Annotated in this window: 9 protein-coding genes; 3 read left to right on the top strand and 6 right to left on the bottom strand. The window is 43.9% G+C overall.

Annotated features, from left to right (window positions below):
• Window positions 1–2: 2 nt before the first annotated feature.
• A complete protein-coding gene (locus B4K11_RS15320) occupies window positions 3–836 on the bottom strand; it encodes a polyphosphate kinase 2 family protein (RefSeq protein WP_292957255.1) in 834 nt (277 codons plus the stop codon).
• Between the two features lie 174 nt (window positions 837–1,010).
• Entirely contained in the window at window positions 1,011–2,684 is a 1,674-nt protein-coding gene (locus tag B4K11_RS15315; RefSeq protein ID WP_292957259.1) for a PAS domain-containing sensor histidine kinase, read from the bottom strand.
• Between the two features lie 247 nt (window positions 2,685–2,931).
• Here B4K11_RS15315 and B4K11_RS15310 point away from each other — a divergent pair, with 247 nt between their 5' ends.
• Window positions 2,932–3,126, top strand: a complete 195-nt coding sequence (locus tag B4K11_RS15310; protein ID WP_292957262.1) for a hypothetical protein — start codon at window positions 2,932–2,934, stop codon at window positions 3,124–3,126.
• A gap of 121 nt (window positions 3,127–3,247) precedes the next feature.
• Here the strand turns inward: B4K11_RS15310 and cynS are convergent, their stop codons facing one another.
• The 4 genes from cynS to nhaD all read right to left on the bottom strand — a co-directional run bounded on the left by cynS (window position 3,248) and on the right by nhaD (window position 8,950).
• A complete protein-coding gene (cynS, locus tag B4K11_RS15305; protein ID WP_292957265.1) occupies window positions 3,248–3,697 on the bottom strand; it encodes a cyanase in 450 nt (149 codons plus the stop codon).
• Window positions 3,698–3,720: 23 nt separating this feature from the next.
• Window positions 3,721–5,460, bottom strand: coding sequence for a bifunctional protein-serine/threonine kinase/phosphatase (locus tag B4K11_RS15300; protein ID WP_292957268.1), 1,740 nt, complete (start codon window positions 5,458–5,460; stop codon window positions 3,721–3,723).
• Between the two features lie 176 nt (window positions 5,461–5,636).
• Entirely contained in the window at window positions 5,637–6,476 is an 840-nt protein-coding gene (locus B4K11_RS15295) for a formate/nitrite transporter family protein (RefSeq protein WP_292957271.1), read from the bottom strand.
• Between the two features lie 584 nt (window positions 6,477–7,060).
• Window positions 7,061–8,950 carry a sodium:proton antiporter NhaD gene (gene nhaD, locus B4K11_RS15290; RefSeq protein WP_292959453.1) on the bottom strand — a complete coding sequence of 630 codons (1,890 nt, stop codon included), beginning with the start codon at window positions 8,948–8,950 and terminating at the stop codon, window positions 7,061–7,063.
• 1,590 nt (window positions 8,951–10,540) lie between these two features.
• Here nhaD and hsdR point away from each other — a divergent pair.
• Complete coding sequence (gene hsdR, locus B4K11_RS15285) at window positions 10,541–12,976, top strand: EcoAI/FtnUII family type I restriction enzme subunit R (protein WP_292957277.1); 2,436 nt, start codon at window positions 10,541–10,543, stop codon at window positions 12,974–12,976.
• A gap of 96 nt (window positions 12,977–13,072) precedes the next feature.
• A partial coding sequence (locus B4K11_RS15280) for a type I restriction-modification system subunit M N-terminal domain-containing protein (protein ID WP_292959452.1) occupies window positions 13,073–13,359 on the top strand: 287 nt, incomplete at its 3' end.

Raw genomic sequence — 13,359 nt, 5'->3', positions numbered from 1 at the left:
GGCTAAGAATCGCCCCCAATTTTTATGCCTAAGGCTTGATAGGCTTCCTCTACTACCTCAGGGTTAATATCAGGGGGGCTGACATCAACGTCTTTCGACAGTTGATTCACCACCGTTTTCAACACAGCGATTCGAGAAAACCATTTATGATTTCCTTGAATAATATTCCAAGGCACTGTTTTAGTTGATGTGTAGTTAAACATGTCATCAATTGCATGCTCATAGTCAGACCATCGACTACGGTTTCGAATATCTTCCGTAGTGAGTTTCCAGCGTTTTACGGGATTATTTAAGCGCTCTTCAAAGCGCTTAAGTTGCTCATCCGGAGTGATGTGAATAAAGATTTTGATAATTCTTGCGCCGTCATCGCTCAGGCTACGCTCAAACTCGTTGATCTCTTGATATGCGCGCTGCCATTCCTTGGAGCATGCAAAGCCCTCGACGCGCTCTACTAGTACTCTTCCATACCAGGAGCGGTCAAATATAGCGATAGAGCCGGCTGCAGGTAGGCGAGCTTGGAATCGCTGCAAGTAATGTTTACTTTGCTCAGCAGAAGAGGGGGCGCTAATGGGGTGTACAGTAAATCCTCGGGGGTCTAGTTTTTCGGTCATTCGGCGGATAGCTCCACCTTTGCCACTTGCATCCCATCCTTCAAGCACGATAATCGCCCTACGGTTTTGGTGGTAATAGGCTTGCTGGACTTGAAGCATCTTTTTTTGCCATTTTTTTAGCTTTTTTTGATACTCGTCTTTGTCCGTTACAATAGCATTGCGGAAATCAACATCTGCAAGTTGTGGGGTGTTTGTATCGAGAATGATAGGGCTTGGCTGATGCATATAACTCTCCGCTGACTCTATGCGAGGCTTTTGTAAGATATTTGTTACAAAGTAACTTCAGATCCCTTCTATTGCTTTGAGAATAGGTGAAGCTAGAAACGAGTGCAATTTTGCTAAAGACTATTGTTTCGCCGTTAGTGGGCCTACGGCTAGTTTTTTCGCGAGTTAAAGTTATTATTCTGAAAGTTTGGCCTTGCGGGGAAATGTAAAGTTAATGGTGAGTCCTGGGCAGGCGTTATGAATGGATACATTGCCACCAAAGACTGCATTGGCAAGGTTGTACACTCTATATAAACCTAGTCCTGAATCTCCCACGCCTAATTGTGATGTGAAAAAGGGGTCAAAGGCTTGTTTTATAATGGCTTCATCAAGTCCGCAGCCATTATCTGAAAAGTTGAAGGTCAGTGCTGTTGACGTTTCTAAACAGTCCACACTAAAAAATCCCGAATCTTGTAAGCCGTGCCTTAAGCTGTTTTCCAGTAGGCTAAATAATATCTGTTCAAAGGCGCCTTGATCGTTGGTAATGAAGAGATTATGTGGAACATTATTCACTAGATTAATGTTGCGGCCTAAGCATTCATTTTGAACGAGCTTGAAAATATCATTGATCACTTCATAAGGTTGGAATTGAGTTAGTACGTTGTGAGTTTGATCATTACTCAGTTCTTTGAACCGTCCCACTAATTTAATACAGCGGGTAAGGCTTTCCTCTATTAGCGTCTCAGACTTTTCCGCAGTTTTTAAATACTCTTGCATCTGATTTTGGCTTAGTTGTTGGTCATTGAAACTAGTGGCTAGTTGAGAGAGTGACTCTTGTGAGCTGCTGAGGCTTAACAGCATATTGCTTAACGGTGTATTTAACTCATGGGCAACACCAGCGACTAACTGACCGAGCCCTGCAAGTCTCTTCGCTTCAATAAGTTTTTCTATCGTGCCTTGAAGCTCTAGATGTGTTTCTTGTAGTTCTAGGAACTGCTTGTGAATTGTTTGTTCTGCGATCACCCTATCAGTGATGTCTTTTAAGGTTTCAATGGCACCAATGATATTTCCTTGAGCGTCGAGTAAAGGGGAGGCGCTAAAGTTTAACCAAAGCCCTGATTCGCCCATGTTAGGGAAAAAATCTTCCGCTTCATAAGCACCTTCTATCAGTGCGGATCGTGTAAGGCTCTCTCCATAGAATTGCTTCAAAGTTTTGATAGATGCTCGGTCGACGACTAAATCGGCCAGAGTTGGACGTGCTTCCATGTAAAAGCCTTTCCATGTGTTGCTACCATTGATAGCTTCTTTAGCGGGTATGCCAGATAGCACTTCACAGGCTTTATTCCAATGAGTAATAGTGTGGTTTTTATCAATCACAAAGGTCGGTGTTGGTGTGCCTTGCAGTATTTGAAATAGCTGACGTTGGCTATTCGCCACTGCATTTTGAGCGGAGCGCAACTCTGTTAGATTTCTGCCAACACCATGATACCCAGCGAAGTTTCCATTTGAATCAAACCTCGGATTACCGCTGACCATATAATGTTGAATTTGGTTATTATCACCGAACACTTCATATTCAAAATCGTGGAAAGGCTTGTGTTGTGAGCAGCAGTCTATATGCGCTTGAAGCTCTTCGTCAGATACGCCCGAGATTGGCATCTCCCAACGGCATTTACCGATAAATAACTCTTGATTACGCTGCATTTTTTGCGGAGAAAAGCCAAAGAAACGCGTAAATTTAAAGTGCTCATCTTGCTCCCAAAACCACTCGGTGGAAAGTTCTGCAAACTCTACAAGAAGCTCGTTTTCTTTTTCCGTTTCTTGTACGCGAGTTTTTAGCTGCTTTATTGTGTTGTGAGCATCGGACATAACAAACTAGGTATCTGTCAGCAATGAAGTAATTTTAGAATAGCTAAGAGAGGGCTTAATCACAAAAAATAGTGCTGAATTCATCAGTAATGGAATGACGAGTCATCAAAAGGTAGGGGGGAGGCTATAAATATTTATAGATGCTTGAAATAGATAAAAAGTGACGATTTAGGAATATTTCCTAGTTTAAGTTGGGATATAATCCGTTATGGTTGTCTTGCTTCATTAACCTGTAAAGATTAAAGTCATGGATGATAAAAAAATATGCAGCTGCTGTGAAAAGCAGTCTACAGAGCAAACCGCTCATGCTGATCTAAAACTGATCAGTTCCATACCTGAAAGTTCTATCTACCGTTGCTCATGCTGCAATACTTTTTGGATGTATGATATCGATGGTTGGGAACATCTAGAATTTGATACTGTATTGGGTATGGCTTCTTAGCTTTTATACAGTGCTTTCTATACAGTGACGCTGTCTTTATCTAACTAGCTTCTTGCTTAAAAGCCACTATAGGTAAGATAAGGTAATGTAGCGCCGTAAGTGTTTGTTACGGCGCTTATACTTAAAACTGTCTATAAGGTAAGAACTTCCCAGATAGCACTACGTTTACACGATCCCCATTAGGGTTCTCTTCACGTTTAATATCCATTGAAAAGTCGATAGCGCTCATAATGCCGTCCCCAAACTCTTCATGAATCAGCTCTTTAATTGTGCTGCCATATACATTGACGACTTCGTACCAGCGGTAGATAAGAGGGTCAGTTGGAACCGCAGTTGGCAGTGAGCCTTTGTAAGGTACAATCTGCAACCAAGCAATAGCTTCATCGGATAAAGCAAAGATTTCACCCACTTTCTCTGCTTGTTCCTTATCGAAAGTCATCTGTCCTAAGCAACCGGCGGTTGTCCATTCTTTCGATAGATCTAAGGCTTCTGCTACTTCACTCCACTTGATACCTTTGGCAACTTTTTGCGAAAGAATCAGGGCTGTTACTTCTTCTCGATTACTAATCATGGTGAGTCCTCATTCGTAGCTAATCAGGCTAGCAAGTTATGTATATAGTTGAGTAACCCCGCTATAACTCCTGCAAGAATGAGGGACACACTCTTCCAGAAAAGTAGCGGGTTACGATCCAGTAAAGGGGGCTTTGTTTCACTTAAGAATTTTTGATTAGGATTCCTAAGATCAAAAATAAATTCACTCAGTTCATCGTAGCGTTTGAATGAATTAGGGTTTAGGGCTTTACGCAGCGTATGGTCTATCCAAGCGGGAATCTCGCGCTCATCATCGAGAACCGGCTCATATTTAAGTCGCCTTTGAGCTGCCACCGTACGAGCTTTGGCAATGCTGGTACCGTATGGGAAACGGTTGGACAGCATATGGTAGGTCAGCACCGCTAAAGAGAACAGATCTGAACGGCTGGAGACTGCTTCACCGACAAAATACTCCGGTGCCATATACAATGCAGTACCCTGCATGTCGTCCTGTTCAAGAATACTTTCCGCTTCAATGATTCCAGCAACCCTTACGCCGCCAAAATCAATGATTTTAACGATACCGTTTGTGTCGATCATAATGTTATCGGGCTTAAGATCTTGATGCAGAATCTCCATGCGATGCATCGCCTGCAGCCCCTTAGCTACTTGCTCAATAATTCCTCGAACGGCCTCAAGTGAGGGGGAGGGGTTGTCTATGAGCCACTGTTTAAGTGTAATGCCTTCAATATACTCAGTTACGCAATATAGATAGTTTCGTTTGCGGCTTTGTATGCCCGCTTTCATCACGTGGGCGTTATTAATACGACGCGCGACCCACTCTTCCATTAAAAAACGTTCTAGATAGGCTTGATCGTTTCTGAGTTCAACAGAAGGTATTTTGATGACGACACGGGTTTTATCTTCTAAATCTTCCGCTAGATAAACATGACTTCGGCTATTAGCATGCATCTCACGCAGAATCATATAACCATCGAACTCTTCTCGCGCCTGTAATACAGGGGGGAGTTCTAAAGCATCGACTTGCTGTTGCAGTGTGCTGCTCTCTATACTGGGCAGTTGATCTATTCTGACAAACTGCAATGTCAGATTGTCATCGCTACCTTTCTCAAGAGCTAGATTAATTAAGGTTTCCGCCGCTTTATCTAGATCGTTCTCATGGGCTTTCAGGGTGTTTAGTACATCTTCCGTATCACAGTATTCATACACACCATCAGTACAAAGAAGGAAATAATCTCCTTGTTTAAGTGCGACCGTTTGGTAATCGACTTCAACAGAAAGGTCGATCCCCATTGCTCGGCTTAGGTAACTTTTTTCCTTAGATAACCATAGGCGATGATCCTTTGTCAGTTGTTCTAATCCATCATCACGTAGTCGGTATATTCGACTATCACCCACATGAAAAAGATGTGCCGTGGATGATTTGAAAATGGCTGCGCTTAACGTGCAAACATAACCCTTGTCTTTATTGAAACGGGCTTCGCTTCGCTGTGTTTGGGAGTGTAGCCAGCCATTGATAGATTCAATAACTCTTAAACCTGATGTATGTACAGACCAAGCATCGGACGTACAAAAATAGTCACTTAGAAAGCTTTTAACGGAGGTTTCACTGGCAATCTGGCTTACATCGCTACTACTGATACCATCAGCCAGAATCACAGCGGCACCCTTGAGACTTAATTGAGGTTCGCGAGGAATCAGTGAGCCGTGAAAGTCTTGATTGAGTTCTTTAATACCCTTATCGCTGTACTGCCCTGTAGTGATTTTAAGTTGGTTCTTCATCAGGATAGCTCTGCTCTTATTTGTATTTAACGGTACATTTAGAAGGACATTTAAGGGTACATTTATTTAAGGTATTAATAGTGAAGGTAAAATATAGACTGGCTCTGAAGTAAACCCCGGCGATCATCCTGAAGGCCGGGGTCTGTTGTGCTTATATCTCTGTTGGATTCACAGGATTAAAGCGCTGCAACAGTATGACCCGCTGCTTTAGCCTTTCTTTCTTTGCTCGTTTTAACGTGAGTCAGGTAGATAGGTAAACCAACCAATAGTAAACCACCTGCCAAGTTACCTAATACTGTAGGAATCTCATTCCAGATCAGGTAATCCATAATTGTGAAGTCACCACCCATGATCATAGAGAATGGGAATAGGAACATGTTAACGATGGAATGTTCGAATGCCATGTAGAAGAACAACATGATTGGCATCCACATCGCAGCCATTTTAGCGCCAGCAGACGTAGATATCATTGCACCCACAACACCCATAGATACCATCCAGTTACATAGCATGCCGCGGATAAAGATAGTGAACCAGCCTAGAATGCCTTGCTCTTGGTAACCCAATGTTCGGGATTCACCAATGGAGCTTACTTTCGCTGCGACTGCACCGCCATCAACCTGATAACCGTAAGTTAGAATAAAAGAGGCAAAGAAGGCAACCGTCAATGCGCCACATAGGTTACCCAGGAATACTAAGCCCCAGTTACGCATTAGTTCGCTCATATTACAGCCCGGACGTTTGTCTAGAACGGCTAAAGGTACCAGCGTGAATACACCTGTCAGTAAGTCAAATTTCATCAAATAAAGCATGATGAAACCAACAGGGAACAAAACAGCGCCCAGTAGTGGGTTACCTGTTTTGGTTATAACCGTAATCGCGAAAAACGCAGCTAATGCCAGAATGGCACCCGCCATGAATGCGCGAATAAAGGTGTCTTTGGTGGACATGAATATCTTCTGTTCACCGGCATCAACCATTTTGGTTGCAAACTCGCTGGGTTCTAAATAAGCCATACACTAACTCCTGCAATTTTTAAAAAATGATCTTGCTGAGCGCTTATATTGAGAAAAATTTATCAATATAAACGTTCAGCAAAACGTGATTCTGTTATTTGCCCTACAAGTTTTAGGTTGAAGAAAATTCATTATTTGAATTCCCTGTTTATCGCACCTAAGTTCTCACTGGGTTTTATAAATTTGTTAAATTATAGAGCACAAAAAATGCCATGTTTTATTTTTTCTTATATTTCATTTGGTTATGTGTTTTTTTTGGGGAGGGGCTGAGGTTGAAAGGAATATTGCGGTGCACAATTAGTGGGCAGTAAATATTAAATGCACTAATATTAGGCTTGGATTTAGACTAAAGGTTAGCTAGTGCTATTTGTGGAGGCTTAGCTTCTGAGTGGGGCTTATTCTCTTCGATATTTGGCTGCGCTAAAGGTGCTTGAGTCAGTGCCAAATCAGAATTGTGAGGAATATTTCGGTGGGTCTAATTTTACTCTGAACCTAGTCGTTGAAGAGCTCAGACAGCGAATTCTAAAAAAAGACCCACTCAGTAGTGGGTCTTTTAGGATTAAAAGTGAAGCCTATTAGAGAGCTTAAACACCATTAAAAAGCAAGTGCACGCCTATACTGGCTACATATCCTAGTGCAATAGCAGGGGTCCATTTTAGGTGGGAGGCAAAGGTATAGACGCCTCGAGCGGTACCAAGCAGTGCTACACCTGCGGCGGAACCAATGGCTAGCATACTGCCGCCGACACCCGCTGTCAGGGTCACTAATTGCCACTGTCCTAGAGACATGGCTGGGTCCATGGTCAATACTGCAAACATAACCGGAATGTTATCGACAATGGCAGATAATACACCCACTAGGCTATTAGCCCAAGTTGGGCCCAGATCGTTGTACATTAGCTCGGAAACGATGGCCATATAACCAAACTGACTTAAACCTGCTACACACATAATCACGCCGTAGAAGAACAATAAGGTGTCCCATTCGGCACGTGATACACGCTCCATAACGTCGAATTGCTTAACTTCTTCCCTGCACTCAGTCATATCTTCCAACAACTCTACGGCACCAATTGTTTCACCATTATCATCAACTACAGGTGCGGCGCTGAACATCAAATATGCACCGGAATTGCCAACGTTTTCAAAATAATTAGCAGCATCGTATGACTTGTCACCCATAGGGTTTTCACGATAGTGATTATGGTAATGCTGACGAACACCCGCGCCTGATTCATCTTCCAGAACGACATCGGCTAACGTTGGACGTAGCTCCTTATAGAAGCCCTTCCAGTGATCTTTAGTGCCAATCATCTCATCGGCTTTAATACCCGTTAAATCTTCCAGAGCGGTATTCCAATGGGTAACATTTTTTTCTTTATCAATCATGAACGCTGGATAAGGCTGATCATTCAGGTGTTCACCTATATTCTTACCAAACGTCTGCAAGATATTTAAAGGGTTTGGATGAGTGTCTCTACGTCCACCGAATATTGAATCAGCCATAATCGTCCGACCTTCAACCTTTTTCAGGTAGAACGAATACATACCTAAGTAGCCAAGACCAAACATCATGCCAGCTGCAGGCGGTAGGTGTAGGAAACTGTGGAAGCATACTGCAGTAACAATAGTCGCAAGAAACAGAACGATCATTACCTTCGCTCCCATTTTCATAAAGGACTTTTCTTGAGACCCTTCTGGAATCTCATTAGGAATAGCAAAGTGCATGATAACCGCAGGCACTAACCAGTTAACCAGAGATGGGAGAAACAGTGGTAGGAATTGCAAGAACTCTACTTTGCCTTTTTGCCAAACCATCAGGGTTGTAATATCCCCGAATGGGGAGAAAGCACCACCTGCGTTTGCTGCTACAACAACGTTGATACAAGCAATAGAGACGAAGCGAATGTTCTTACCGCCAACAGCCATAACAACCGCGCCCATAAGTAGGGCAGTAGTCAAGTTATCTGCAATTGGAGAGATAAGAAAAGCAAGTGTACCTGTTACCCAGAAAACCTTACGCAATGAATAGCCACGAGAGACTAGATAAGCCCGAAGCGCTTGGAATACATTACGATCTTCAAGCGCATTTATGTAGGTCATCGCGACTAACAGGAACAAGAAGAGCTCTGCGTATTCAATAATGGCATGCTTAATTGCGTTGTGCGCCTGTTCTGAAGCACCAATCTCGTTAAAGGCTAATGCAACCAGAATCCAAATAAGACCCGCAGCCACTAGAACCGGCTTACTCTTAAGTAAATGGATATTGTTTTCCAATGGAACCAATGAGTAGGCCAAAATAAAAATAGCTACACTCAAATAGCCATAGAAAGAGGCACTCAATTCCGGAATATCAGCAGCTGTGCCGCCAGATTCTGCAAAGGCAGTAACCGGAAGCAGTAAAAGACCAAAGACGGTCAACAGAAAACGTAGACTCGGCATGTTGATCTGTGGAAAAGACATCGACAGGTTCATGGTTAAATCCGATTTTAAGATTAGTTGTGTTTGGATCAGGTTATGTGTTTTTTAAATACCTGTCGAAATAGCATAAAAATTGATCATTTTTATACTATCTACGCCTAGTAACGTTTCATAACCTGACCAAACTCGACTTTTTTGTAAAATCAGCGTTTGGCCTGACAGGTTACTAGCATGACGTGTATCTAACTCTATGTTGCAGCGCACACAATCCTGAGCGGAGGCTATATTACCGCGTTCAATGCTAAGGGGCAAAGTGGTCTTTAGAGCAATAAATCTCCAACCTTAGGGTAAAAGAGTCGGTCAAAAGGATCAGGGATCAGAATACTTTGTTGAATGCTTACTCATCAGTGTCCCATTTTGACATAGATTAATGAACGAATAGGGACAGCTATTGAGTTTTCTATGGATAGTGCATAAAAGGTCATACGTTATTTTGTCTTGTAAATCATAGGGTTAATTTTCATCAGCCCCGCTGAATATCGAATAGCCTATTCACTGCGTGTACGGTTTGTGAGTAGTTAATATGAAATACACTAGTAACAGGCTCGGTTATAGACTGAAGGTTGGTCGGGGGGAACTGTAGGAGCTCAGCCTCTGAGCGAATGATTGCCCGTTTGCTGAAGAGTTGCGGAGCCTTGTACGGGGCTTGGCTTCCAGCATATTATTCTTTTTTATTTATAGGCTTTCAGCCCTTATGGGAAAACAACAGCTTTTTCCCTTAAGAATACACTCCCGTAAAAACAGCAGCCTATTCCTTGTTTCGCTTCGCGAAATTCCCCGTTGGAGCTCAGCCCTTTATACCCGGAGGGTGCCTGAGCGAGGTTTATTCTTTTCGATACTCGGCTGCGTCAAAGGTGTTTGAGTCCGTGCCAGATTTGGGTTGCGGGTTTTGCTTAGAGGGGCCTAATCTTGCTCTGGACCCGATTGTTTCGATGACCTGTAGGAGCTCAGCCCTTTATACCCGGAGGGTGCTAGAGCGAATGATCACCCGTTTACTGAAGAGTTGCAGTACTTCGTACGCGGTTTGGTTTCCAACATATTATTCTTTTTTATTTAAAGGCTGAAAGCCTAAAAGAGAAAAAACCTCGCACACGGGGTGGCTTCCTACAAAAGATATAAACAGGCAAGGTGCCTCATATTTTAGACATAAAAAAACCGGCCAAAGCCGGTTTTTTTATTTTGCTGACACTTAGTTAACACCTTGCATCAGCTAGGCTCTTAAATCTTTGATTTAAAACCCTCAATTTGGTGGGATGGCGTCTAACGAATAGCTTGCTTAACTTATTGTTATTAAATAACTTGTATTTGTATGCTTTTTTATAGGCCCCCGTTTAAGCCCCCTTGGTTGTTTGTTCTGTAGAGCTAAATAATTATCCCCTCCTTATATCTGGCTGCTAGTTGATAATGAGTGAATGCGGCGTTTACCCTCTTTCTGCATGCTTATTCAAGAAGAAACCGAGAATGTGGAACTGTACGGATGGGGTCGGAGCTTATAGTAAATGGAGCTAAGACTTTGGGAACGCTGGTTTCGAGTGTTATATTGCCTATTCAAAAGAAGTCGCTTACGCAGACAGGATGTTAGGCATGGATAAAAAGCAACTTACCGAAACCGATATTATCAGCAAGTTTATCCTTCCAGCGGTCAAAGAAGCTGGTTGGGACGATATGAGTCAGATTCGCCAAGAGGTGAAACTGCGTGATGGTAAGGTTGTTGTCCGTGGTCAGGCGGCAGCACGTAAGAAAGTTAAGTCCGCTGATATTGTCCTTTATCACAAGCCCGGTATGCCATTGGCGGTAATCGAAGCTAAAGCCAATAAGCATGAGATCGGTAAGGGGATGCAGCAAGGCTTGGATTATGCCGGTCTGCTCGAAGTGCCTTTCGTATTCGCGACCAATGGCGATGGGTTTATCTTTCATGACAAAACCAATCCTGATGAGCTGGAAACAGAGATCAGTCTTGTCGATTTTCCTAGCCCCGCTCAGCTCTGGCAAAAATTCTGTATATGGCGCGGCTTCACTGAAGCTCAGTTGCCGATTATTACCCAAGATTACCATGATGACGGCAGCGGTAAGTCGCCCCGTTATTATCAGTTGCAAGCGGTCAATAAAACCCTAGAAGCAATATCACTCGGGCAGAATCGTGTGCTATTGGTGATGGCTACCGGTACCGGTAAAACCTACACCGCATTCCAGATTATCTGGCGCTTGTGGAAGGCTAAAAATAAAAAACGCATCTTGTTTTTGGCAGATCGCAATATTCTGGTCGATCAGACCCGTATTAACGATTTCCAACCCTTCGGTCAGGCTATGACCAAAATCACCGGTCGTACAGTTGATCCGGCCTATGAAATCCACCTTGCCCTGTACCAAGCACTCACCGGTCCAGAAGAATCACAGAAGGCCTATAAACAAGTCGATCCCGACTTCTTCGACTTGATCATTATCGACGAGTGCCATCGTGGTAGTGCCGCAGATGACAGCGCATGGCGTGAGATTCTGGAATACTTCAGCAGCGCCACTCAAGTGGGTCTAACGGCTACACCTAAAGAAACGGAAGAGGTGTCTAACACTGATTACTTCGGTGAGCCGGTGTATACCTATTCACTTAAACAGGGCATCGAAGATGGATTTCTAGCGCCTTATAAGGTGGTGCGGGTAGATATCGATATCGACTTGCAAGGTTGGCGGCCAACGAAAGGGCAGGTGGATAAAAAGGGCGAAATGCTCGAAGACCGAATCTACAATCAGAAAGATTTTGATCGCACGTTGGTGATTGATGAGCGCACCGAGCTGGTGGCGCAAACCATCACCAGCTATCTACAGCGCACCGATCCGATGGCTAAAACTATCGTTTTCTGCAATGACATCGACCATGCGGACCGAATGCGCCGTGCGTTAGTTAATCTGAACCCCGAGCAAGTCGCCAAAAACGAAAAGTATGTGATGAAGATCACCGGTGATGATGAGATAGGTAAGGCGCAGCTGGATAACTTTATCAATCCTAAAAAGCCCTACCCCGTGATTGCCACCACCTCAGAGTTGATGAGCACCGGTGTGGATGCCAAGACCTGCAAACTGGTGGTATTGGATCAAAGCATTCAATCCATGACCAAGTTCAAACAGATTATCGGGCGCGGCACCCGTATTGATGATCGTTATAACAAACTGTGGTTTACCATCCTTGATTTTAAAAAGGCCACCGAACTGTTTGCCGATGAGCGCTTTGATGGTATCCCTGAGCGGATAATGACCGCTGACCCAGGTGACATAATCGAGGGTGGCGGTGAACTGGATGACATTATTAACGGAGTAGATCCATCAATCCCTGTTGATGGGGGTGAAAATCCAATAAGCGAAGGCCCCATAGGTGAAGAGCCAGGAGTTTATGAGCCATTCCCTCAAGGAGGTGGTGATGGCGAGTGGGGTGATGATGAACCTAAAGTCACAAAGTTTTATGTCAATGGCGTAAAGGTAAAAGCCATTGCCGAGCGAGTGCAGTATTACGATACCGACGGCAAGTTAGTGACAGAGTCATTTAAAGATTACACCCGTAAAACGATGGCCAAGCATTACACCTCGCTGGATGAGTTTACTAAACGCTGGAATGACGCCGAACGTAAACAGGTGATCATCGATGAATTGGAAGGCGAAGGCATTCTCTGGGATGTGCTTGCCCAAGAGGTCGGCAAAGACCTCGATCCATTCGACCTGATCTGCCATGTGGTTTATGATCAGCCGCCGCTCACCCGTCAAGAACGAGTCGATAACGTTAAAAAACGTAACTACTTCACCAAGTACAGTGATACCGCTCAGACCGTGCTCAGCACGTTGTTGGATAAGTACGCCGATGAAGGGGTGCAGGAGATCGAAAACATCCATGTACTCAAGGTGAAGCCCTTTGATCAGCTCGGGCGGCCTATCGAGATCGTCAAAAAAGGTTTTGGTAACAAACAAACCTACCTCGAAGCGGTGAGTGAATTAGAGGCTGAGATCTACAGTCCCGAACCGCGTAGCGCCTAACAATCTATTTTTCATCCCACGTGGCAGCCATCAGGCGACGTGGGTTATTGCTACTTAAACGTGGCTAGTTAAAAGAAAGCTTTCTAAGAGAGAATTATGTCGATCAGTTCTGTTATTAAATCTATCCAAGACATTATGCGTAAAGATGCCGGCGTTGATGGCGATGCTCAGCGTTTGGGCCAGCTTTCATGGATGCTGTTTCTCAAGGTGTTTGATGCTCAGGAAGAAGAGCTAGAGATGGAGCTGGATAACTACCGTTTTCCTATTCCCGAGAAATACCTGTGGCGTAATTGGGCCGCTGACGATCAAGGCATCACCGGCGATGAACTGCTTGATTTCGTCAACGATGATCTGTTCGGAGATCTGAAAAATCTAGCCGCGCC

The organism is Neptuniibacter sp. UBA6509 (genome assembly GCA_002435145.1).
Lineage (GTDB): Bacteria > Pseudomonadota > Gammaproteobacteria > Pseudomonadales > Balneatricaceae > Neptuniibacter.
This window is presented reverse-complemented; position numbering and strand designations above follow the sequence as displayed.